Below are 23,095 nucleotides of genomic sequence, written 5' to 3'. Positions count from 1 at the left end.
AGCGTTTTATGCCTACAACAATCAGGATAGCGGGAGACCTTCAAACTTGGTATAGGGTTTCGTTATCCCCTTCATCGAATGGGGTGGCTGGGAATCTGCAAGACTCTCGTGGGAGAAGGAGATAGGCGAGATCCTGCAGGACGCAGTCCGAGGAAGCTCGGCGCTCCCCCACAGGAAAGCGAGGAGCTTCCCAGCCACCCCTGACTCTCAATCGGGCAACGAACCCCGGAAACATCTCGAAAATGAGTCTTCCACAATCCTGACATATTGCTTATAACATGATTAGAGTATGTAAATAAAAGAAGCCGCCCGCTAAAGGGGCGACTTCTTAATCGGGGGATTGATACAGGCTAAAGGGCAGCCTGGCCAACCGACCAACCGCTCAGGTTATTTTTTCTTAGCCTGAGATTTTTGGTTCTGCTGCTGTACGTGCTGCGCGTCAGTTTGTTGAGCGAATTCAGCGCCGTATTGGGATTTCCCTTGTGCAGCTTGTTGGTTTTGTTGTTTCACGTGGTTAACGTCTGTACCAGCTGCTGTTTTGTTTTGTTTCGGTTGCTTAGCCATGTTTATCACCTCCGCAAAAATTATTGTGTACAGGAGGTGGTCATTTCATTCCAAAAAACAAAATTTTTATATAAAAAACCGCTCCCATGTAAGGAGCGGTTCTTAAAATTAATGAGATAATCTTTTCGTACCGATATAACGCTGACTCCAGTAGTTACTGGACAGTGAACTAATTTCAACACCATTTGTAGAACCAGTATGGATAAAGCTGTTGTTCCCTACATAAATTCCTGCATGGGAAGCACCTGGCTTATAAGTTTCAAAAAAGACAAGATCTCCAACCTGACGATTTGAACCACTTACAGAATCCATTCTGCTGTCTGCGTAGATCGATGCAACTGTACGTGGGATACTTACGCCTTCCTGAGCATATACGTATTGAAGGAATCCACTGCAATCAAACCCTGCAGGAGATGTACCCGCCCATTGATACGGTGTACCAATATGCTTTTTAGCTTCTTGAATCAATCCATCTACAAATCCTGTGTTTGAAGATGACGAATCTGTGGTAGATGTATGACTAGAGCCTGATGAATCTGAAGAAGACCCAGAAGATGTAGGTTCACCACTAACTTTCAACTTTTGACCTACATAGATGATATTCCCAGAAAGACCATTAAGACTCTTTAGATTTGATACTGAAGTTCCATGATTGTTCGCAATCAACCATAAGGAATCTCCACTCTGTACTGTGTACGTACTTGTAGATTGTGAAGAACTGGAACTGCTGCTTGAAGAACTCGTGTTACTGCTGGAGTCTGATGTACTTCCTGATACAGAAAGTTTTTGGCCAGGGTGGATAATGTTACTGGACAAATTGTTAAGACTCTTCAGTTTAGAAATAGACATACCATGACGATTAGCTATTAACCATAAGGAATCCCCAGACTCAACAGTATATGTACCATTAGAGCTCGAAGAAGATGATGATGAACTAGATTGAGATGTAGCTGATGAATCTTTTTCAACAATCAAAGTTTGCCCGATGTAAATTGTATCTGAATTAAGACTGTTCCAAGATTTGATTTCTGAAATAGACCCGTCATATTGATAACTCAACTTCCAAAGTGAATCCCCAGATTTCACTTTATGCAATTCATCAGCAAAAACAGAAGTTCCCCATAAAGATGCCCCGATCAAAGCTCCACTGACAGCCGTTACCAATTTCTTCTTATTCATTATATTTTTACTCTCCCCTATGTAATAAATTGTTTAAATTGTTTGGTCAAATAACCTATGTCCTATTATTCACAAATGCCAACAATTTGTAAATACTCCAAAACTTCTACAAAAACCAACATTTGCCCAAAAACATTGTCATATTAGGCACAAACCTGTTTCGTTACAATTACTTTACAGGTTTGTTACATGAAGATACAGGGGGACTTTTATCATGTATGACCTCAAACTTTTTACACAAATTAAGAGTGAAGGAGGGTCTGTCTATGTATGTAGGACGGGATTTATCCGCTTTATCTATGGAACCCAAACAAAAGTGGCAGGAAAAAGAGCTTGGGTATTTTCACTATGCCCTATCCCAGTCTTCTCCCTATTTGAATTCTGAAGGGATTACCCTTTTACGTGAAATCAATGAGGAAATTAAGCGCCGCGGAGGTTTAGAGCAGCAAGAAGCTACTTGGACCAGCGGCACTCATCCTGTTACCGATTGATATGTGGGTGGGCTTTCTGATGAGATACCGGGAATGGATAGTCTTCCATGTCTTCAGGTGCAATGAATGTTGCACGCTCATGATCAAGTGTTCCTGCTTTCACAGTAACCTTGATGACTTCCATTTCCCATATCAAATGAGAAAATACATGCTTGATGCGATCCACAGATTCCCCAACTTCCACTTTCAAACCATATTCACCATAAAACCAGTGCTCAACCGCTTCAGGACCTACGTCCTCAAGAGGAACCATAGGGTATTGCCACAACGAAGCGAGCAGACCTGTGTTCGGCCTTTGCTCGATAAGCACTTCCCCTTTTTCATTTTGCACGAGAAGCAGGAGGTATGGAGATTTCTTCTGTTTCTTTTTAGAGGCTTTAACCGGAAGCTCTGTTTCTACTCCTTCGTCAAAAGCTCTGCAATGTTCTTGGACAGGACATAGCATGCAGGAAGGGTTTTTAGGTGTACAGACAAGGGCACCATGTTCCATCAATCCCTGATTAAATGAAGAAGGATCCTCTTCAGAAATCAATTGTTTCACAAGCTCTTCAAAAAGCTTCCTCGTCGATTGTTTGCTAATATCATCCTCAACACGAAGAATTCTTGATAAGACCCTCATTACATTGCCATCCACTGCTGGTTCTGGTATATCATAGGCAATACTTAAAATAGCTCCGCGCGTATAAGGCCCGACCCCTTTGAGGCTGCCTAATTCTTCAGCATCTGCTGGAACGATTCCCTCGTATTCAGATACAACCTCTCTTACCGCGTTTTGCAAATTTCGCGCCCGGGAATAGTATCCTAAGCCTTCCCATGCTTTCAAGACCTCCTGTTCATCTGCCTTAGCTAAAGCTTCCGGTGTAGGAAACTTATCCATAAAATGATTAAAATAAGGGATGACCGTATCAACACGTGTTTGTTGGAGCATAATTTCAGATACCCACACACGGTAAGGGTCCTGGTTTTCACGCCATGGGAGAATCCGCTGCTCTTCTTTAAACCAGCGAATTAAATCTTTTCTATAGGTTTCCTTGTCGAAGTTATTTAAAATATGTTTAACTCTTTCAGTTCTTTTCATCTTTCTTCACCCTTCATGATAAACTACTGTTGGAACGTCCGACCTGCCAAAGGAGGTATGGAATTTGGATACAGGCACACATGTCGTCATGGGCGTAGCATTAGGAGGACTGGCTACACTTGATCCTGTCGTCAATGCAGACCCCAATCTTTTCAATGCCGTTCTTATCGGAACAATGATCGGCTCACAGGCGCCCGATTCAGACACGGTACTAAAATTAAGGAATAATGCAGTTTACATTCGGCACCACCGCGGCATCACACATTCCATTCCTGCTGTGATGCTTTGGGGGATCACCATTCCCAGCATCATTTATCTGTTCACTCCTGAGGTGAACTTTCTTCACCTGTGGCTCTGGACTTTTCTTGCTGTCATCCTGCATGTGTTCGTGGATGTATTTAATGCTTATGGTACCCAAGCGTATCGCCCTATTACAAACAGATGGGTCGCTTATGGGTTCATCAATACATTTGACCCATATATTTTCATTTTGCATATTGCTGGCATTGTCGCATGGAATTTAGGTGCGAACCCCGGCACTTTATGGCTGATTATATATTTCGTCATTGCACTCTATTACCTGAAAAGGTATTTTGACAAAAGGGAACTTGTTCGTCTGATTCATGAAAACATCAAGGATGTCAAACAAATTGCGACCTCCCCTACAATGAAGCAGAATGTTTGGAGGATAGCTATCACTACGCCCACTCATTATTACGTTGGCAGGGCGGAAAACGGTCATTTAACCATCCTTGATACATTCACCAATAAACCGATCGATCATGATGATCCGGTCATTCAGAAAGCCCTGACTGATCATAACATCAAAGCCTTTTTATCATTTTCACCTGTATATAGGTACGAGATGAGCTACTATGATGAATATACAGAAGTAAGGTTCATTGATCTTCGATATCGCTCACGAGGACGCTACCCGTTTGTTGCGCTTGCTCAAATTGATGATGAGCATGGAGATGATTTAAAAATTCTCAATTCGTATACAGGGTGGGTGTTTACAGAAGAAAAATTGCAGAATAAAGTAAGCCCGATGTAATTAATCGGAAGCTTGAGGAAAGCATAAAAGAAGGAGTCTCTCAAGAGGAGAGGCTCCTTTTTTTTCCTGTGTTTTTACTGAAGATACCTTTTTTTCTCAAGCATGTTCTTGTATTTTGGATTTGTAGCGACGAACTCATGAAGCTTAGGACCGTAATGATGAATCCATTGCAAAACAATCTGTTCAGTGACCTGCTTCCCCTGGTAATCATGACCAGCTTTGGCTCGTGTCGATTCAAAATCCTCCCATAGAAGTTCCACCCACGTCCTTGCTTCGTCTATAGTTAGTTCTGGATTCTGCTGATATAATTTTTCAGCTAAACGCTGGTATATTTCATTCATATGACCACTCCATATTTGGCAATGTTTACACTGTCATTGTAACACATACAGGCTCAATGTAGGTACATACTAATATTGTCTCTAGATAGAGACATGAGGAGGATGACTGATGCGTAATAAGGCAAAGAATTTCCCTAATGTTAAAATGACGCACGCACCTGATGACCAAAGCGAATATCTCGCGAAGCGTCCAGACGGTACCATCAACAGCAAACCTCAAGAGAGAGCAGCTAGATCGAGACACCGTGACGTCAATGATATAGGGAGGAATTACCATGGGTAAACGTAATTTCAAATCAAAAGCCTCTGGCATCTATTCCCACCGCAGTATCAAACATTTGAGCAGCCGTGTGAATGGAGAAACAGAACAGACGCAAGCAGACCAAATCACTGAAATCCAAGCACGTAAACGCAACTAAAAATACCGGGCACGTTTAACACGTGCCCGGCCTCTTTATTATGCATCCACTTTGTTTCCTAACATGGAAATCGGCAAAGCTTCTTCTTCACTGCTTACCTTTTCACCTTGTTTATCTTGTCTGTAACCCCAAGCAAATACACCATTCATATATTCAATATAAAACGTGTGACCCGGGTCACCATCAACCTCGTATGTCTCGCCTGACTTAAACTCACTTGGATTTAACATATAGGACCTAGCCATAATGATTTTGCGTTCATGAACAGCAAATTCGTTTACCATCCCTAATTGTTCCGCTTTTTGAGCCTTTTCGGTCAGCTCTGCAATTTCAGAACGCAGCTCTTCTTGTGTATATTCACTATATCTTTTTTCCATATAGAAACCTCCTCTATACAAGCTCTCTTTACATTTTAGCAGGGTTTGTCCACAATGAATATAAGGCAGTACAGATAAGGAGAGATTAAGGATGAAGAATGTTTGGATTACAGGAGCTGGAACAGGTTTAGGGCGTGCTTTAGCCCTAACTTACGCTAAGAACAACTATAAGGTATATCTCTCAGGAAGAACAGCTGAGCATTTACAAATCACTCAAAATGAAATTATAAAAGAAGGCGGAAAAGCAGAGGTTCTCATTTGTGATGTGACCGAGCAATCATCGATCAAAGAAGCTATTAAACAGATCGATTCCTTACACGTGCTGATCAACAACGCTGGTCTCGGTCATTTCGGTGAGCTTTCATCTTATACTGAAGAAAAGATCGATCAACTGCTCAACACGAACGTTAAAGGTACCATCTTGACTACCCAGCTTGCGATTCCATTGTTAGAATCCACGGAAGGTCGTGTGTTAAACATTATTTCCACCGCCGGTTTACGCGGGAAGAAGAATGAAAGCATATACTGTGCTAGTAAATTTGCTGTACGGGGCTTTACCGAAAGCCTGCACAAAGAATGGGAAGATGCATCCCTAACAGCAACTGCCGTGTATATGGGCGGAATGAATACCCCCTTTTGGAACGAGACGGATCATGTGTCCAATCCAGATCAGTTAAAAGGTCCGGAACTTGTCGCTGAACAAATTTTCGCAGAAGATGATGGGCGAAACGAAATTTTCATTGATCGTTAACTTTTAAACACAAATAAAAAGAGTACCGTGCCGGCTTTTTCGCACGGTACTCTTTTTCGTGCATATTCGCATCTCCTTTGTGGTGGCTCGCAGCTCCTTTGGCGCGAATCACATACCCTCTATATTATCGTAATAAAAAAAGGCTTGCCATAACGGCAAGCCCTTTTTTCGGCTTGAAGAACTTACTCTCCAAGACCCTCTTCTTTTGCTTTTGCTACTACAGCTTCTACAGCTTCCGCTTCGTCAGAACCTTCCGCTTTGAACGTCACTTCTGCACCGTTCGGAATTCCAAGGGACATTACGCCCATGATGGACTTCATGTTTACGGATTTCCCTTTATACTCGATGTTTACGTCGGATTGGTACTTTCCTGCGACTTGTACAAGTGCTGTTGCTGGACGTGCGTGTACGCCGTCAGCTGCTGTAATTTTCATTGTTTGTTCTGCCATGATAAACTCTCCTCTTTATTTACTGATTTCAATGATATCTGGATCATTGTGATTGACTTGACCTGATGCCTTGATGTTTACAGACTGTCCTTCTTGAAGGTTTGTAAAGACAATCGGCGTTACGACGGATGGAGCGTTTTCTTTCACGTAATCCAGGTCCACTTCCATCAATGCCTGACCCTGCTTCACTTCGTCTCCTTCAGAGATCTTAGCTGTAAATCCTTCCCCTTTCAATCCGACCGTATCGATTCCGATATGAATCAGGATTTCCATGCCATTCTCAGCTTCAAGGCCGATGGCATGCTTTGTAGGGAATACGTTAAGGACTTTACCATTAATCGGTGAAACAATATTACCATCTTCCGGCTCAATTGCAAAGCCATCGCCCATCATTTTACCAGAGAATACTTGATCCGGAACTTCAGTGATCGGCATGATCTTTCCTTTGATAGGACTTACAAATTCCAATTCACCTTCAGTGACCGGAGCTTCTGCTGCTTTTTCTGCGTTCTTCATTTCAGAAGCATCTTCTCTTGATCTTGGTGTCTTACCATCCATGATGTCTTGCATTTGGCCACGCAAGGTATCAGATACAGGCCCGAAAATGGCCTGGATATTGTTCCCGACTTCCATGACACCGGAAGCCCCAAGTTTTTTCAATCGATTTTTGTTCACATCATTTTTATCATTTACAGAAACACGTAGTCGCGTGATACATGCATCCAGGTGGTCGATATTCTTTTGTCCACCCATCGCTTCAAGAATTTCGAACGGCAGGTCGCCGACTTCTCCATCCTCTTCTTCATCTTCTGCTTCGTCTTCACGTCCAGGTGTCGCCAAGTTGAACTTGAGGATCGCCCAGCGGAATCCAAAGTAGTAAACCACAGAGAACACAAGACCAACGATGATGACCCACCACCAGTCGGTACGGTTTGGAAGAACACCGAACAGAATAAAGTCAATCAGACCACCAGAGAATGTCTGTCCAATTTTAACTCCAAGGATCTCCATAATCATAAAGGAGAAACCAGCAAATACAGCATGAATCGCGAACAATAGTGGCGCAACGAATAGGAAAGAGAACTCGATTGGTTCTGTGATACCTGTCAGGAAAGAAGTCAAGGCTGCAGATGCCATGATTCCTCCGACCACTTTTTTACGTTCAGGTTTAGCTGTGTGATAAATCGCAAGGGCAGCAGCTGGAAGACCGAACATCATGAATGGGAATTTACCAACCATGAATGTTCCGGCAGTGAATTCCACACCGTCTCTCAATTGTTCGAAGAAGATCGTCTGGTCACCACGGATTACTTCACCAGCAGCATTGGTGTAAGAACCAAATTCAAACCAGAATGGTGAATAGAAAATGTGGTGCAAACCGAATGGAATTAGGGAACGCTCAATCAATCCGAAGAAGAAAGCGGAAATGGTTTGATTACCTTCCAACATCAAATGAGAAAGAGCATTTAATCCTGATTGTGCAAATGGCCATACCCACAGCATGATGATCCCTAAGAAAAGGGATGTAAAAGCAGTGATGATTGGCACGAAACGCTTCCCGGCAAAGAAACCGAGAAATTGCGGCAATTCGATATTGAAGAACCGATTATAGAGTGAAGCAGCCAAAATACCGACTATAATACCACCAAACACTCCTGTTTGAAGCGTAGGTATACCAAGGACTTCGGCATAGGCAGGATCCGAGGTCATATCGGCGTCGACATTTCCAAGTACCCCCATAACCACATTCATGATCAAATAACCAATAATGGCAGCAAGACCTGCTACCCCGTCTCCTTTTGCTAGACCGATGGCAACACCGACAGCGAAGAGCAACGGTAAATTCGCAAAGACAATTCCCCCAGCTTCAGCCATTACTTGTAGCAATGTTTGAACCCAAGGTGTTCCGAAGAATGGCACTTTATCAACAAAGTTGTCTTGAGCAAAGCTTGTACCAAAAGCTAGAAGAATACCAGCCGCAGGCAAGAGTGCGACAGGAGTCATCAGGGCTTTACCGACTTTTTGCAGTGTGCCGAAAGCATTCTTGAACATTCTATTTCCTCCTTTTTATTTTGTGACGCAAGCCTCTGGCCCCATAAAATCCATTTGTCAGAAAAATAAAACGTTTTCAACAAAACAGGAACGATAAGCGTCCATTCATGGACGCCGATTATGGATAATAGCTCGTCCCGCTAATCACAGCAGGACAATAAAAAAGCATGAGCACAAGAGGTGAATGGGTTCCATAAGGATAGTCCTATCCCTATGATAACCACTTCACCTTCATGTACTCATGCCTGATCGTGTCAGTAACACGTACGTTTTAGGTTTTATGGGTTAAACGCTGTAAATGGATCGTCAAATAAATGGCTTCTGACTCATCTACAGGTTTATTCAGTTGCTTCTGCATCACTTTTATCAGTTTCCATGCTAAATTATAGCACACAGGATACTCTTCTTTCAACATGTTAGCTAAACGAATTTCATCCCCTACGTTTTCATCCTGGTAAACACGGTCGATGGCCCTGTGTAAATGCTGAACGAGCCTATGGTAGTCCACGCTCTTTTTATCAATTTGAACGTCCATCGTATCCTCAACAAGCTTAACAAGATGTGTGATGAGCTGGTTATGACGGTTTAGTTCCCTTAATGTCTTGTCTGTTACCGCACTATGAATATGGAGAGCGATGAACCCTACCTCCCCTTCTGGAAATTGAATACCCATTTTATCGTAAATCATCGTCACGACTTCCATCGCAATCTGATATTCCTTCGGATAAAGGGATTCAATTTCAAGTAAGAATGGATTGGAGAACTGCAGGTTCTTTTTTGCCCGGTTGATGGCGAATGCCAGGTGATCTGTCAGAGCGACGTGAATATGCTGGTTAAGCTCCTGCCCCATGCGCGACTCGACGTGATGGAGGATATCACTCATGAAGTCAATCAAGTTCTCGTCGATATACGGCAATAAACTCACATATTGTTCTTTTTCCTGTTCATTACTCAGCAAAAATGTCTTGTCGGCTTTTTCGGAAGAAATTTCGTCTCCTTTTTTTCCGGTTAAAACCGATTCCTTTCCCAATTAATACCACTTCTTCATAAGTTGGGTGGGAAGCAATGACTACATTATTATTGAGCACTTTTTTTATCTTTATCTGCTTTTCCATAATGGTCCCCCACTTAAATAACACTAAAAGCGTTTTCAATCATCTCATAACTTCTATCCTATATTTGATTTGTTTTTTTTACAAGTGGAAGGCTAAGGAATAAGCTTTCCTCTTTGTGTGAAAGCGATTACGTCGTGTACAATCATTTAGGTGCAGGGAAACGCCCCGCACGGAGAGGAGATGAAACAATGATTAAACTATTTGTCACAGACCTTGACGGTACACTTCTTGGTGCCGATCATTATATTAAAAATGAAGACATTGATGCACTAAACCGCATGATTGAAGATGGCCATCCACTTGCTGTCGCCTCCGGCCGTATGGACCATGAGATTATTGAGGTTCTAAAACGCGTAGGTGTGGATGGGCATCGCGTCAGTCAAAATGGAGCCTTTGTATTTGACAATGAAGGTACTCAGATCCATGCCAAAACGTTTGATTCGGAACTGGCTCAACGAATCGTTCAGGCCGTCGAAAAAGAACCGATGATTAAAACAGTTTCTACAGCTGATGAAACATTCACGAAGGAGTCAAACAGATTCGTTGATATGATTTCTGAACAAATGTTTCATGATATCATCATTCAACCGGATTTGAACGAAAAGGTCGGCCAAACAATCACCCCTTCAAAAATTGCATTGCACGGGAAAGAAGCTGATGTAATGAAAGCTGCCGAAAGAATTGAAGAGTTGTTCGGGAAGGAAATTGACAGTTTCGTATCGCATGAAACATGTGTCGATATGATGCCTAAATCAATCAATAAACAAACCGGTCTTAGGCAGTTAATTGAAGGCCTTGGCATTCAACCTGATGAAATCGCATGTGTCGGAGATTCCTTCAATGACTTGAGCATGTTTGAAATGACTCCTTACAGCTATGCCATGTCAACGGCTCACGACCAGGTGAAGGAAAAAGCAAGTACGGTTGTCGATCATGTGCATGAGGCGATCGAAGACTTGGATAAAAAAGGACTTTTGAGCAAAAAAGAACAAGCGGCTGACATTTAAGTCAGACGGCTTGTTCTTTTTTATTCCTTCACATACTCTTCGATAAAACGATCAATAAGATCAAATGTAAAACCTTTCCTGTATAGTCCTGATTTTACTTTCTGCTTCAACTCATACCCTTCCACCTTGGATTGAAATTTACGAAGCAGCTTTTCCCCCTGATAAACGACAGCTTCCCACTCCGTATCTTCATCCTCATCTTCCGGCAAGTTCGCAACCACTTCTTGTACGACGTCTCCCTGAAATCCTTTTTGCATTAGTGTCTGTTGTACATTTTGAATTTGCTGACGGTAAGATTTCCTTCCATCGTTCTTCAATTTTTTTTCAGCGAATTTCATTGCTTTTTCGTATTGCTTATCAAAAGAATAAAATGTGATGGCTTCCTCCGCTCTCCCTGCAGAAACCCCTTTATCCAACAATTCTTTTTTCAAAAGGAGCGGCCCTTTGCTGGAAGTCATGATCCTTGTTCTCACAAGGGAATTTGCGAACTCCTGATCATCCAATAATCGTTCTTTGTTCAACCGCGAAATGATTTCTTCAATATGTTCCGGCTCCGTCTCTTTGTCTTTCAAATAGTCACGAATCTCTTTTTCCGAGCGCATGCGATAGCTTAAATAATTAATCGCAAGGGTATAAGATTTATGAAGCGTATCGGTTTGAATCAGTGCGTTAATCAAGGCATCATCAAGTTCCATGTTTTTCTGGAGGCGATATTTCACAAGAACGTCTTCATCCACACTGAATCCGTACTCTTCTCCATTTCCTTTATCAAGAAAGATATTGTATCGACTCTTATGTTTTTTCTGCGTCGTAATTTTAGTAAGTTTAGCCATCCGCTTCACCTCTTTGACCATATTTTATCATGGAATGCGGTTTGCGTATCGTCAAACCGAAACAAATGGAGCAAACTATTGACAACCTCACACTGACAGGAGGAATAAACATGAAAATCGCCATTACAGGAGGTACTGGTTTTGTCGGTACCCAGTTAAAAGAAAAGCTCGTACAGGAAGGGCATGACGTGTACATATTGACACGGAGTCCGGAAAAGTACCAGAACACAGATCATGTGATTTATGTAGGGTGGTTGAAAGAGGAGTTCCATCCAGAAAACGAACTTCCTATTCTTGATGCCATTGTGAACTTGGCCGGAGAATCATTGAACAGTGGCCGCTGGACAGAGGAAAGGAAACAATCCATATTGGAAAGTCGGATCAAAGCGACCGAAGGCGTATTGGATCTGATCGATGCCCTTCCAGAAAAGCCGGAGGTGCTCGTAAACGCGTCCGCTGTTGGATATTACGGTCAATCAAAAACCAAGACATTCACAGAGGAAACCACTGTTCCCGGAAATGATTTTCTAGCCAATGTTGTGGAAGAATGGGAGGCACGCGCTTCACAGGCAGTCGAGAAAGGAGTTCGCACGGTCTACGTCCGCTTTGGCATTATTTTAGGAGAAGAAGGCGCACTCCCGAAAATGATCCTCCCCTATAAAATGATGATCGGAGGAAATTTAGGTTCAGGGGAACAATGGATGTCCTGGATCCATATCGATGATGTTGTCGGCCTTGTTCATTTCGCAATAGAAAATAAAAACATTCATGGCCCCTTAAACGGAACTGCCCCCAATCCGAAAAGAAACAAAGATTTTGGACAGACACTTGGAGAAGTATTGAACCGCCCCCATTGGATTCCAGCTCCTGCCTTTGCTTTGAAAGTGGCACTAGGAGATATGAGTACCCTTCTTTTAGATGGGCAATGTGTGATTCCTAAGAAAACGATGGCTTCTGGGTACACATTCCATCATCCAGAGTTACAACCTGCCCTGTCGTCCATTTTAAATAAATAGGATATGTTATCTGGGGGTTGATCTTTGAAAGGCATGTTGGTAGGTGGATTTCCCGGTGTTAGTGATGAGAAAAGTGGGAAATATTTTACTGATGCCCGTATCCACCGGGCGGGAAATATCCCCTTTATTAGAAAGCGAGATCAGCTGTCTGCTGAATGGTTACGGGTGAACATTTTACAGCGGATGTAAACACGCGTGAGGGCGCAAAAAGCCCCTCTGACCAAGGGAACTAAATCTAAGGAGGAACTTTAATGACATATACTGTGATAACGGGTGCGAGTTCTGGAATCGGTTATGAGACCGCATTGGCGTTTGCTAAACGAGGTAAAAATCTTATTCTTACAGCCAGACGAGAGAACAATCTTGAAGAGTTAAAATCGAAAGTCAATGAGTTGAATGCAGAAATCGACGTGATCATCATGACGGCAGACTTAGCTGAAAACGATCAAGTGTATGATTTTTATGAGCGAACAAAGGAATATGAAGTGGAAACTTGGATCAACAATGCCGGTTTCGGAAACTTCGACTCCATATCAGATCAAGAACTCCCTAAAATTGAAAAAATGCTTCGTTTGAATAATGAAGCCTTAACGATCCTATCCTCCTTGTATGTCAGAGATTACGCTGAACAGGAAGGAACACAATTGATTAATGTTTCTTCAGGCGGAGGATACACGATTGTCGGTGGCGCCGTGACCTATTGCGCTACGAAATTCTTTGTCAGTGCTTTCACCGAAGGACTTGCTCAGGAGCTCCAGGCTAAAGGAAGCCCTATGCAGGCGAAAGTCCTGGCACCAGCGGCTACAGAAACGGAGTTTGCGGAAAGGTCTATGGATACAGAACAATTCAGTTATGAAGATAACGTTCCACAATTCCACACCGCCCAGGAAATGGCTCAGTTCATGCTTGATCTTTATGAAAGTGACAAGGTGTTAGGAATTGTTGATGGAGAAACCTATGAATTTCATTTAAGAGACCCACTTTATCCTTACGTGAATAGAAGCAGAAATTAAGAAAGATTCTAATTGAAAACACGGATGAAAAAGGCCAGTTGAATCAGGTGTCGCGCTGTGAAAACTTGATGCTTAAACTTCCAGAAGCTGTATTGTGCGTGGGATCGGCATTCCCCGCCTACTCCCGTGTAACCCAGCATTTCGAAAATCACCCTCCTCTCAACCTGCTGGATAGTAAAATCTGTGGAATGAGATGTCAGTAACAAAATTTAACCGAGCCAATAAATAAAAAAGTGAGCAAAGCCTGGCTTTGCTCACTTTTTGTTATCCAAAAGGCTTTTTTAAAGTATAATAATGGTATATTGAAGGGAAAGGCTGTATGTCTATGAACACTGTTATAAAAAATGTGAACATCCACCCCATCACATCTCCTTCTATAAAAAATGGATGTGTGCATGTGGTCGACGGAAAAATACACGATTACGGCGAAAACATCGAAATACCAGAACAAGCAGAATTTATTGATGGTAAAGGTCTTGATTTATACCCAGGTTTCGTTGATGTCCACACTCACCTCGGTCTTTATGATGAGGGGACAGGGTGGGCTGGCAGTGATGCAAACGAAACGATTGAGGCGGTAACCCCACACCTCAGAGCCATTGACGGAGCTCACCCTCTTGATCCAGCGTTTTTTAACGCCAGGAAAGCCGGAGTTACCACGGCACATATCATGCCTGGCAGTGCAAATATGATCGGTGGTACAACCTCTGTGATTAAGACCGTGGGCCATACGATCAATGATATGATTCTAAGAGAGACGGCGGGCCTTAAACTCGCTTTAGGGGAAAACCCTAAAAGGATCCACTCCCAGTCTAAAAATGCTTCCATAACCAGACTTGGCATCATGGGGACACTAAGGGAGACCTTCTATGCAGCTATGAAAGACCTAGAACCCGGCCTTCGTGTAAAACCGATTCTTCAAGCATTGAACAAAGAGATCCCAGTAAGAATACACGCTCATAGAGCGGACGACATCATAACTGCCTTACGCCTGGCCGATGAGTTCGATCTTGATTTAAGAATTGAGCACTGCACAGAAGGACATTTAATTGCGGATCATCTTGCAGGGAGAGAATTACAAGTGTCTGTCGGACCAACCTTCACAAGAGCATCCAAAATTGAACTCAGAAATAAAACGTGGCAGACATACAAAATCCTTCATGATCACGGAATCCGCGTTTCCATTACGACGGACCACCCTTATACTCCGATACAATACTTGAACATATGTGGAGCACTCGCAGCAAGAGAAGGGCTTGAGATCGAGGACGCTCTCAGGGGAATCACGATTACCCCTGCTAAAAACCTTGGGGTTGATGACAGGGTCGGTTCAATTGAGAAAGGGAAAGATGCTGACCTGGTTTTATGGAGCGGCCATCCATTTGAGTATCTCTCCAAACCTATTTGGACGATGATTGACGGAAAAATGGTATATTTCCAAGAATAGTGAAGCACTCTAACACCGGAAGGATTTTCCGGTGTTTTTCTATGTTCTCAAAAAACATATTGAGCATAGCAAAAGGTTTGAAAGTTGTACAAAGGGTGTATATGCTTAATATACAAAACTTGTACAAGAGTTTTACAACGCGTTGTAAAAACCCCATTTTTAGAAATTGCCGTTTCAGTGACCGGCAATGGATATAAAAAAATTAAGGAGTGGGAACATGAAAAAATTATTTTCTTCATTAGCTGCTGTTGTTTTGATTTTGGGAATCTTCGCACCTTCTGTATTGGCTGACAGCCACGATCAGAACGCCATGGTCCGCGTTCTACACGCATCACCTGACGCCCCTGCCGTTGACGTGTATTTGAATGATGAAGCTGTTGTTGAAGGTGCTGAATTTAAAGCAGCTACCGATTACTTGGAAGTGCCAGCCGGTGAACATACAGTAGAGATTTATGCAGCTGGAACAAAAGGTGAACAAGAACCTGTCATTTCAACTACAGTAAACGTAGAAGCAGGTATGGCTTATACAGCTGCAGCGATTGATAACTTAGAAAACATCCAATTGAAGGCCATCCAAGATTCTACGGAAGCAACCGAAGGTAAAGCCAAAGTTCGTGTCGGCCACTTCATTCCTGGTGCCCCTGCTGTTGATGTAGGTCCAATTGGTGGGGATGCTTTATTCTCAGGTGCTGAATTCCCAATGGTCACTGATTATATGGAAGTTGATCCAGGTTCCTACGACCTTGAAGTACGCACAACAGATGGAACGCAGTTGATTGACCTTTCAGGTACAAACCTTGAAGCAGGAAAAGTTTACAGTGCATTTGCTGTTGGAACAGCAGATAATCCAGAAGTTTTGCTTCTCCAAGACTCTGCTGCTATGCCAACTATGATGCCTGCCACTGGTTTTGGCGGAGCCGCTGATTCCACATCACACGCTTGGATGTATGCTGCTCTTCTAGGTGTACTAGCCATGGGTGCTGGCTTTATGCTGACACGTAAGCGCTCAGAAGCATAAATGGTAAGAAAACTTTTCCCTTTAGCCCTGGGTCTCCTCGTATTTCTCATCAGTTTTCAATGGCTGAATGAAGAACCTGCAGAGGAACCCAGGGTTCTTTCTACATCCGAAACCACACGCACCCAAGGTGTAGAAATTAAAAAGGAGTCTCCAGTCAGTGATCAATTAGAGAAGGCACCAATCAAAAAAAATTACACGCCTGCTGTACAGGCTTCATCTGAACAATACGGCATCACGCCTGACCGAATTGAAATTCCGTCAATAGATGTGGACGCCTCCGTTAAGGCTCTCGGGTATACACCAGATGGAGGAATGGCGGTACCGAAAAGCTTAACTGATGTCGGATGGTTTGAACCAGGGACAATGCCTGGAAACCAAGGAAATGCAGTCATTGCAGGCCATGTAGATGGCAATAGCGGGCCAGCAGTTTTTTATGACCTTAAAGATTTGAAACCGGGAGATGAAATTCATGTTTATGATGAAAACATAAAACTTACGTTTGAAGTAAGCAGAATTGAATCTTATCCTTACCAAGATGCGCCGATCAGGGAAATCTTCGGCCCCGCAAATTCGCACGGTTTGAATCTCATCACTTGTACAGGACCGTATGACAAAGAAGCCTCCACTTATTCAGAGCGACTAGCTGTATTTTCCGTTTTGACAGATCAACAAAAACTATAAGAATTTGTAAAAAAATCCACGTCCATTTTACAAAGTTTTTATTCACTTTTTTCTTCGAGTGGATTATTATAAGTTTAGATGATATTTTATAAGCTTTTGGTGTAGGGAAGGCAAATGGTGCGCCACCAGTCATAGCACTGGTTCTAGTGGGTTCGATTCCCACCCCGAATTTTTGTGAGCAATTGATAAAAATTCGAGGGTGGTCCGAACCGGCCAGTGAACGCCTATTTCCTATGCGTTTGGACCACCCTCCTCATTCAAGGAGGGATTTTTTATGCTAAAAAAGCGTGATTTACATGACGCCCCGGTTTTATTTGAGTTGATGAGCCACCCTGAAGTGTTTCCATACGTCCGTCACAAAGCATCTTCCAGTGACGAGTTCTACTTTTTGACCAAACAAACCATAGAAGCTGAAGATCGGGGGGAATTGGTTTCACGTACCATCCTTGATGAGTGGGGGCAACCTATTGGCACCATCAACCTTTTCGATATACAGGAAAATAAAGGCTTTTTAGCTACCTGGATCGGGCAGCCTTTTTTTGGGAAAGGATACAATAAACTGGCGAAAGAAGCGTTTTTTGAGGAATTATTTTTCCAATTGGATATTGAAGCCATTTTTATGAAAATCAGACGTACGAACGTCCGATCAATGAAAGCAGCTTTAAAAATTCCTTATGTATCCATGGGAAACGAAACTTACCCTGAAGTGCTTTCTTGGATTAACCGTACAGATGATGTGTATGATTTGTATGTCATTACAAAAGATCAATATTTATTCCATTATTACGGAGAACAAAATGAAGAAGAAATGTTGGAAGCATAAGCATCGCTTATGCTTCTTTTCTATGTTATTAATATTATCCACAAGGTTGTGCACAGTGTGAGTAAATAGATAAAACCACTGGTGTAAAAATATTTAAGCAAGCCACCTCTTGTGGGTAAATCCCTCTTGCACACCTGTGGATTATGTGGATTTCACCTGGAAATCGCTCTAATACAAGATTCCATTTGTGGATCATGTATAGGAAGGTAAAGGAGGTACTTTTTTCTCTAATTCTTCCTTAAGCAGCCCTTTTAAAGGCACTGAAATCTCAGGAGTTCCATGGACACCAGCAGCGACCTCAAATTTATTAAATACCAGCACAAGGCGCTCATCCTTCACATAAAAAGCCGTATTATCTCTCACTCCAGCAAATGGCTCTTGCAAGTACATATCGGGATCAGCTTCCAACGCTTTCTTCACTTCCTTATTTAACCGGTCGATATAGACAAGGTCTTTCAATTTTTTTATTGATCCCCCTCGATCATCTTGAAAATTGATGGAAGTGACCGTGGAATTATAGCGATTCCCTCTGGAGATGTGAGAGGTCATCACGACAGAGTAAAAGGTCTTCTCTTTATACACCGTTGTTTCTTCATAATAAAGATAAGGGACACCCATCATTTCCCCCGCTCCTCTTTTTACGTCTCTTAACGTATCTTCGAGTTTTTGAACAATTTGAAAATTAACGGTATCCTGGAGACCTTTACTTTCTAGATGCTCAAACCTTGGATAATCGACATGAACTTCCCAATCTTCCGTAATTTTATCTTTATGGACGATTTTATATTCGCTTTCAGCTGTCACCGACTGCCCTGTAATGAAAAGTGTTGCAATGATGAGAAAAACGATTAAAAAGCCCTTCAAAGAGCATCCCTCCTGTACTTTTTAGTTTGACCTAAATCGCAAAAACTAAAGGGATGTTTTCAATATTCTTCTTTTTAAACTCAAAAAAGAGACGGGTGAAATTCCCGTCTCTTTCCTCCCTTAATCAAGAAAGCTTGTGTCCACTAAACCAGTCAAGTCCGGCTTTTCTTTTAAAAACTCAAGGTCATAGGAAGAATCAGCGAACTCCTGGAGGTGTTCTTCATTCACATCATAAGTGAAGTCGATACGCTCCCAGGCGCGGTCGATGACCTCTTTGGATAGTTCTTGATCCGTAATGTCTTTGATTTTATCAATAGCGATCTGTTTTGCTTCTTCCGGATTTTCATTTATAAAGTCTGTTGCTTTTTTGTGAGCTTCTACAATGCTTTCCACCATATCAGGGTTCTCATCCACCAGTTCTTGAGAAGTAACGAACACGGCTGCTGGCAAGGTTTCCCCAAAAGCAACCTCTGGTGTATCAACTAGGACCTTACCGCTTCCTTGTTCTTCTATAGAAGAAGCCCATGGTTCAGGTACAGTCGCCACATCAACATTTTTTGTTTCAAACAAGCTTGCATAAGTCGCTGGCTTCCCTGTCACGTGCTTCATTTCTCCATCAATGCGGTCGGAGGTCAAACCGTATTCCTCTTTCATCATCGTTTCAAATTGTACATCGTGTGTACACCCTACTCTTGGAGAAACAAATGTTTTACCTGCTAAGTCTTCAGGAGATTCAATACCCGCTCCTTCTCTGGCCATAATTACTGTCCCGCCTGTAGATCCTGCTGCAACCACGTTTATTTCTGCTCCACTTGTAAAGTGATTCATTGCTGGTCCGGGACCGACTAATCCTCCCTGGATTTCCCCCGTTTCTATAGCTGTCATGAACGACGAGCCATCAGGGAAGTATTGATACTTCACTTTTGTTCCGTCCGGCAAAGTTTCAGAATACAAATCCTTCGTTTCCGCCACCATACCTGCTACATGGTTGATGTTCGGGAAATAACCAATGGTAATTTCTTCTGTACTGTCATCATTATCAGCATTCGCCCCCGCATCACTACCGCAGGCCGCGAGCACCAAACTCATTACAGCAAGAAAAACAATCGATAACCACTTTTTCATCTTCTCCTCATCTCCTATCTATGATTTCAATAAACCCCAGCGTTTCCTTACATTTCTTTCCAGCTTAGAAAAGACAACTTGATCGACTACTGCACCGATGACCCCAATGATAATAATAATGGCAACCACTTGATCCATACGCGCGTAGTCCTGAGCGTATCGTAAAGAGTAACCCAATCCAGGACCATTGCTTAACAACTCTCCAGCCATCAGAGCTCTCCAACTGAAAGCCCAGGCTAGTCTGAGACCTGTCATAAAATACGGAATACTTGATGGAACTTCTACTCTGAAAAACAAGGGAATCCCATTGGTTCCCATCGTTCGTGCTGCACGTACCAATTGCGGGGGGACGCTATAAATTGCCGTACGTACGTTAAGTGCCATGACGAATGTACCACCGAGGACCACGACGAATACCACGGCAAATTCAGAAAACCCGAATAGCATGATGGCAAGGGGCACCCAAACAATGCTCGGAATACTCTGCAAAGCAATGAGGTACATGCCTGCTGTTTCATCTGCCTGCTTCGATTTCCCAAGCAGGACGCCAATGACCGTTCCAAACAGGATGGCAAGTGACAAACCCATAAATAAGTGACGAAAACTTGCACCCAATGCCTTTATGAAGTCCCCATCGGCAAATCCTTCATAGAGGGCACCACCTACTTGGATTGGTGATGGAAAAACAATATCTTCAAATACACCTATGGAGTAAACCAACTGCCACAGTCCTAAAACGACAACTAAAAATCCAATTCTTTTAATAGCTAGCTTCATGATGAAGTTCTTCCCTCAATACTTTGTTAATTTCACCTTCCAGTAGATCCATGACCTTTCGCTCAAGCTCGATGACTCTTTCATCATCCCGTTTCCTAGGGCGTGGAAGGTCGATGGAAAAATCAGCGATAATCCGCCCCGGCCGCGTCCCCATCACAACGACTCGATCAGATAATTTAATCGCTTCCTGAATGCTGTGGGTCACGAACAGGATTGTTTTTTGGGTTTCCTGCCAAATCTTCATCAATTCTTCATGAAGAATGTGTCTCGTCTGTTCATCCAAGGCACCAAAAGGTTCATCCATGAGTAGCACTTTAGGATCCATGGCAAGTGCTCTTGCAATCGCTACCCGCTGCTGCATCCCTCCAGAAAGTTCATGGATGTAATTTTCTTTGAACCTGCTGAGGTGGACCATCTGCAAAAAGCGATCCGCCCGTTCCTCTATCTCGTTTTTTGACCCATGCCCTTTCAAAGGAAAAAGAACATTTTCTTTTACATTCAGCCATGGAAAAAGCGACGGTTGCTGAAAGACCATCCCCCGGTCAGGCCCCGCCTTTTTGATTTCTTCCCCCTCCAACTTTATGGTTCCTGATGTTACATCCTCCAAGCCTGCAACCATTGAAAGAAGTGTTGATTTTCCACAACCGGAAGGCCCAAGGAGTGAAACGAATTGGTTTTCTTCAACATTCAAATCGATTTCAGAAAAGACCTCAAAACCACCAGATTCTTTATCATTGAAGGTCTTTCCAACTTCCTCCATCTTTAAAAACAATATGCCACACCCTTATCATTATAATTCCTATCGAAATAGTATGTTTTATGATTATGTTATTAGATTATACAGTTAAACAGAATATTGTGTCAATGAACTCTGGTTATTCGCTGCATTTGAATTCTTCATGTTTCACTTCAATTTTTACGTGTTAAACAATTAGTAAGGAATCAAGAATTATTACAGAAGGGTGGTTATCTAATGGATCAAATTATATTCATTCAGACAGGTACTGGAATTGATGTTCATGGTCAGGATATAACAAAGGCGTCTATTCGCGCGATTGAAAATGCGATCCACTCAAATTCTATGCCAGGGGTTCAGGAAGCATTGCCTGAAGGGTCTATGGAGAATATGAAAACCACTGTTAAACTAGCCTTGCCTAAGGACATTGATGAACTAAACCACAAGAAAATAAAAGAAAAGATTCCATATGGACAGGTTGAAATTAAATTGATGGATGGCGGGATGCGCACGACAAGCGGCATCACTTTAAACGAAGAAGGAGATCATAACGATCAAATGTATATTGTCAATGCCGCTGTAGAAGTTGGGTATTGAGGTTTAAAAAGTCAGGGAGTACCCCTGACTTTTCATATGAAGAAACGGTTGTGTCAGGCAAATCAAAGAAGCCGTTTTTTCACATTATGATATGATGGAGAAAAAGAAAAGGTGGAATATTAATGGATCATTTGATGTTTATTCAAACAGGAATGGGAACAGATGTACATGGTCAGGATGTAACAAAAGCTTCAATTAGAGCTATCAAAAATGCTATACATACCAATTCCATGCCAGGAATCCGCTCTGTTTTACCAGAACAATCCTTAGATAATATGAAGATTACCGTCAAGCTCGCTCTTCCATGCGATTTCGATCAACTGGACCATGAAGAAGTGAAAAAAGCCATACCTTACGGTGATGTGAAAATCGTAGTGATGGAAGGCGGTATGCTGACAACAAGCGGAATTGTACTAGAAGATAAAGAGGATAAGAATGATCTAATGTACATCGTGAACGCAGCTATTGAAGTAGGATATTAATAAAAAAACCTGAGAGTATATCATTTACTCTCAGGTTTTTTTGCTTCAGTATGAGTCTTCCGCTTCGTCCTGACTATCCATATATTTATCGTAATGTTCATTGCGTTGAAAGCTAACTCCATCAGGACCTGTATAACCGTTCATATCTGTAGAAACAAACGGTTCAAATTCCTCTACATATCCCACTCCATCCTCATTGTCCATCAAAGATGAACCATCATACGTCATACTGCTTTGATTAAATGATGCGACCTGTTCATACGCATTTTGCTCATTATATTCAGGATCATCATGATTCTTTCCATAATTAGCTTCTAAATCCGAAAGAACCTCTTCTTCTACTGGTCGATCCATGGAAACATCCTGGTTGGAGGACGCCGAAGCAATTGTTCTAGCGGTGGGGATAGCTTCCAGTCGTTCTTTAGGAATCTGCTCTCCCGTTTCCTCACAAATTCCATATGTTCCTTTATCCATTTGTTTAAGGGAATATTGAATGTCAGACAATTCTTCTTTTAAATGGCCAAGCAAGGCAATATCCTTTTCTCTTTCATATAGCTCGGTTCCTGAATCGGCTGGATGGTTATCATATTGTGACAATTCACCCGATGCCATGTCACTTGCAAAGCCACGTTCCAACCCATAATGGTCATGGTCCATTAAGCGCTGCTCGATCTCTCTTTTTCGCTCTTCCAGTTGTTTTTTATAATGAGTATAATCCATATTGTTTTTCCACTCCTGATTGAATTTCCTTTTTAGTGTGGCTCAGGCGTGAATGAGCTATGCAAAAGGCACTCATATTAAAGTAA

The 23,095-nt window shown here is 42.4% G+C and carries 28 protein-coding genes and 1 pseudogene; 15 read left to right on the top strand and 14 right to left on the bottom strand.

The window, feature by feature from the left end; genetic code table 11:
* Positions 1-387 precede the first annotated feature (387 nt).
* Both J0K78_RS19200 and J0K78_RS19195 read right to left on the bottom strand, forming a co-directional pair.
* Positions 388-564, bottom strand: a complete 177-nt coding sequence (locus J0K78_RS19200) for a gamma-type small acid-soluble spore protein (protein ID WP_089653790.1) — start codon at positions 562-564, stop codon at positions 388-390.
* Between the two features lie 108 nt (positions 565-672).
* Positions 673-1,743, bottom strand: coding sequence for a C40 family peptidase (locus J0K78_RS19195; protein ID WP_206948509.1), 1,071 nt, complete (start codon positions 1,741-1,743; stop codon positions 673-675).
* A gap of 266 nt (positions 1,744-2,009) precedes the next feature.
* On the opposite strand from J0K78_RS19195, the gene J0K78_RS19190 reads away from it, so the two are divergent.
* Positions 2,010-2,234: a cytosolic protein gene (locus J0K78_RS19190; protein WP_160916482.1), complete on the top strand. Its 225-nt coding sequence runs from the start codon at positions 2,010-2,012 to the stop codon at positions 2,232-2,234.
* On the opposite strand, the gene mutY is transcribed toward J0K78_RS19190, so the two are convergent.
* Complete coding sequence (mutY, locus tag J0K78_RS19185) at positions 2,224-3,312, bottom strand: A/G-specific adenine glycosylase (RefSeq protein WP_206948508.1); 1,089 nt, start codon at positions 3,310-3,312, stop codon at positions 2,224-2,226. The two genes, J0K78_RS19190 and mutY, sit on opposite strands and share 11 nt — an antisense overlap.
* Before the next feature lie 64 nt (positions 3,313-3,376).
* On the opposite strand from mutY, the gene J0K78_RS19180 reads away from it, so the two are divergent.
* Positions 3,377-4,366 (top strand): metal-dependent hydrolase, encoded by a 990-nt coding sequence (locus J0K78_RS19180; protein ID WP_206948507.1) that lies wholly within the window; start codon positions 3,377-3,379, stop codon positions 4,364-4,366.
* A 74-nt stretch (positions 4,367-4,440) separates the two neighbouring features.
* Here J0K78_RS19180 and J0K78_RS19175 read toward each other — a convergent pair whose 3' ends face one another.
* On the bottom strand, positions 4,441-4,707 hold the full coding sequence (locus J0K78_RS19175; RefSeq protein ID WP_206948506.1) for a YfhJ family protein: 267 nt from the start codon (positions 4,705-4,707) through the stop codon (positions 4,441-4,443).
* Positions 4,708-4,816: 109 nt separating this feature from the next.
* Between J0K78_RS19175 and sspK the strand changes: the two genes are divergently transcribed.
* Both sspK and J0K78_RS19165 read left to right on the top strand, forming a co-directional pair.
* Entirely contained in the window at positions 4,817-4,990 is a 174-nt protein-coding gene (sspK, locus tag J0K78_RS19170; RefSeq protein WP_206948505.1) for a small acid-soluble spore protein K, read from the top strand.
* Positions 4,983-5,126 carry a YpzG family protein gene (locus J0K78_RS19165; RefSeq protein WP_160916474.1) on the top strand — a complete coding sequence of 48 codons (144 nt, stop codon included), beginning with the start codon at positions 4,983-4,985 and terminating at the stop codon, positions 5,124-5,126. The genes sspK and J0K78_RS19165 overlap by 8 nt, the downstream gene beginning before the upstream one ends.
* A 38-nt stretch (positions 5,127-5,164) precedes the next feature.
* On the opposite strand, the gene J0K78_RS19160 is transcribed toward J0K78_RS19165, so the two are convergent.
* Positions 5,165-5,503: a YfhH family protein gene (locus J0K78_RS19160; protein WP_206948504.1), complete on the bottom strand. Its 339-nt coding sequence runs from the start codon at positions 5,501-5,503 to the stop codon at positions 5,165-5,167.
* 91 nt (positions 5,504-5,594) lie between these two features.
* On the opposite strand from J0K78_RS19160, the gene J0K78_RS19155 reads away from it, so the two are divergent.
* A complete protein-coding gene (locus J0K78_RS19155; protein WP_206948503.1) occupies positions 5,595-6,254 on the top strand; it encodes an SDR family NAD(P)-dependent oxidoreductase in 660 nt (219 codons plus the stop codon).
* A 182-nt stretch (positions 6,255-6,436) separates the two neighbouring features.
* Here J0K78_RS19155 and J0K78_RS19150 read toward each other — a convergent pair whose 3' ends face one another.
* The 3 genes and pseudogenes from J0K78_RS19150 to glcT form a co-directional block, all read right to left on the bottom strand.
* Positions 6,437-6,703, bottom strand: a complete 267-nt coding sequence (locus tag J0K78_RS19150; RefSeq protein WP_089653809.1) for a phosphocarrier protein HPr — start codon at positions 6,701-6,703, stop codon at positions 6,437-6,439.
* Between the two features lie 15 nt (positions 6,704-6,718).
* Positions 6,719-8,755 (bottom strand): glucose-specific PTS transporter subunit IIBC, encoded by a 2,037-nt coding sequence (gene ptsG / locus J0K78_RS19145; RefSeq protein ID WP_206948502.1) that lies wholly within the window; start codon positions 8,753-8,755, stop codon positions 6,719-6,721.
* Between the two features lie 271 nt (positions 8,756-9,026).
* Positions 9,027-9,870 (bottom strand): annotated as a pseudogene (glcT, locus tag J0K78_RS19140) (glucose PTS transporter transcription antiterminator GlcT).
* Positions 9,871-10,058: 188 nt separating this feature from the next.
* On the opposite strand from glcT, the gene J0K78_RS19135 reads away from it, so the two are divergent.
* The gene (locus J0K78_RS19135; RefSeq protein ID WP_206948501.1) at positions 10,059-10,877 is read left to right on the top strand and encodes an HAD family hydrolase; all 819 of its coding nucleotides are present in this window, start codon (positions 10,059-10,061) and stop codon (positions 10,875-10,877) included.
* A gap of 20 nt (positions 10,878-10,897) precedes the next feature.
* On the opposite strand, the gene recX is transcribed toward J0K78_RS19135, so the two are convergent.
* Positions 10,898-11,710, bottom strand: a complete 813-nt coding sequence (gene recX / locus J0K78_RS19130) for a recombination regulator RecX (protein WP_206948500.1) — start codon at positions 11,708-11,710, stop codon at positions 10,898-10,900.
* Between the two features lie 110 nt (positions 11,711-11,820).
* Here recX and J0K78_RS19125 point away from each other — a divergent pair, with 110 nt between their 5' ends.
* The 7 genes from J0K78_RS19125 to J0K78_RS19095 all read left to right on the top strand — a co-directional run bounded on the left by J0K78_RS19125 (position 11,821) and on the right by J0K78_RS19095 (position 17,708).
* Positions 11,821-12,726, top strand: coding sequence for a TIGR01777 family oxidoreductase (locus J0K78_RS19125; protein ID WP_206948499.1), 906 nt, complete (start codon positions 11,821-11,823; stop codon positions 12,724-12,726).
* A 24-nt stretch (positions 12,727-12,750) separates the two neighbouring features.
* The gene (locus J0K78_RS19120) at positions 12,751-12,915 is read left to right on the top strand and encodes a hypothetical protein (protein ID WP_206948498.1); all 165 of its coding nucleotides are present in this window, start codon (positions 12,751-12,753) and stop codon (positions 12,913-12,915) included.
* A 62-nt stretch (positions 12,916-12,977) separates the two neighbouring features.
* Positions 12,978-13,739, top strand: a complete 762-nt coding sequence (locus tag J0K78_RS19115) for an SDR family NAD(P)-dependent oxidoreductase (protein ID WP_206948497.1) — start codon at positions 12,978-12,980, stop codon at positions 13,737-13,739.
* 319 nt (positions 13,740-14,058) lie between these two features.
* The gene (locus J0K78_RS19110; protein WP_370551187.1) at positions 14,059-15,186 is read left to right on the top strand and encodes an amidohydrolase; all 1,128 of its coding nucleotides are present in this window, start codon (positions 14,059-14,061) and stop codon (positions 15,184-15,186) included.
* 217 nt (positions 15,187-15,403) lie between these two features.
* A complete protein-coding gene (locus J0K78_RS19105) occupies positions 15,404-16,204 on the top strand; it encodes a DUF4397 domain-containing protein (protein ID WP_206948496.1) in 801 nt (266 codons plus the stop codon).
* Entirely contained in the window at positions 16,205-16,885 is a 681-nt protein-coding gene (locus tag J0K78_RS19100; protein WP_206948495.1) for a class F sortase, read from the top strand.
* A gap of 274 nt (positions 16,886-17,159) precedes the next feature.
* Positions 17,160-17,708 carry a GNAT family N-acetyltransferase gene (locus J0K78_RS19095; RefSeq protein ID WP_160916453.1) on the top strand — a complete coding sequence of 183 codons (549 nt, stop codon included), beginning with the start codon at positions 17,160-17,162 and terminating at the stop codon, positions 17,706-17,708.
* 192 nt (positions 17,709-17,900) lie between these two features.
* On the opposite strand, the gene J0K78_RS19090 is transcribed toward J0K78_RS19095, so the two are convergent.
* The 4 genes from J0K78_RS19090 to J0K78_RS19075 form a co-directional block, all read right to left on the bottom strand.
* Positions 17,901-18,572 (bottom strand): RsiV family protein, encoded by a 672-nt coding sequence (locus J0K78_RS19090; RefSeq protein WP_206948494.1) that lies wholly within the window; start codon positions 18,570-18,572, stop codon positions 17,901-17,903.
* Positions 18,573-18,692: 120 nt separating this feature from the next.
* On the bottom strand, positions 18,693-19,697 hold the full coding sequence (locus J0K78_RS19085) for an aliphatic sulfonate ABC transporter substrate-binding protein (protein WP_206948493.1): 1,005 nt from the start codon (positions 19,695-19,697) through the stop codon (positions 18,693-18,695).
* An 18-nt stretch (positions 19,698-19,715) separates the two neighbouring features.
* Positions 19,716-20,474 carry an ABC transporter permease gene (locus J0K78_RS19080; protein WP_160916448.1) on the bottom strand — a complete coding sequence of 253 codons (759 nt, stop codon included), beginning with the start codon at positions 20,472-20,474 and terminating at the stop codon, positions 19,716-19,718.
* Positions 20,458-21,246, bottom strand: coding sequence for an ABC transporter ATP-binding protein (locus J0K78_RS19075; RefSeq protein WP_206948492.1), 789 nt, complete (start codon positions 21,244-21,246; stop codon positions 20,458-20,460). The genes J0K78_RS19080 and J0K78_RS19075 overlap by 17 nt, the downstream gene beginning before the upstream one ends.
* Positions 21,247-21,447: 201 nt before the next feature.
* Here J0K78_RS19075 and J0K78_RS19070 point away from each other — a divergent pair, with 201 nt between their 5' ends.
* Both J0K78_RS19070 and J0K78_RS19065 read left to right on the top strand, forming a co-directional pair.
* A complete protein-coding gene (locus J0K78_RS19070; protein ID WP_206948491.1) occupies positions 21,448-21,807 on the top strand; it encodes a Lin0512 family protein in 360 nt (119 codons plus the stop codon).
* Between the two features lie 122 nt (positions 21,808-21,929).
* Positions 21,930-22,289, top strand: coding sequence for a Lin0512 family protein (locus tag J0K78_RS19065; RefSeq protein WP_206948490.1), 360 nt, complete (start codon positions 21,930-21,932; stop codon positions 22,287-22,289).
* 45 nt (positions 22,290-22,334) lie between these two features.
* On the opposite strand, the gene J0K78_RS19060 is transcribed toward J0K78_RS19065, so the two are convergent.
* Entirely contained in the window at positions 22,335-23,009 is a 675-nt protein-coding gene (locus J0K78_RS19060) for a TraR/DksA C4-type zinc finger protein (RefSeq protein ID WP_206948489.1), read from the bottom strand.
* Positions 23,010-23,095: the final 86 nt, after the last annotated feature.

This window comes from Halobacillus sp. GSS1 (genome assembly GCF_017307035.1).
Classification (GTDB): Bacteria; Bacillota; Bacilli; order Bacillales; family Halobacillaceae; genus Halobacillus; species Halobacillus litoralis.
The sequence above is the reverse complement of the archived record's forward strand: the minus strand, read 5'-3'. Positions and strand labels throughout refer to the sequence as shown.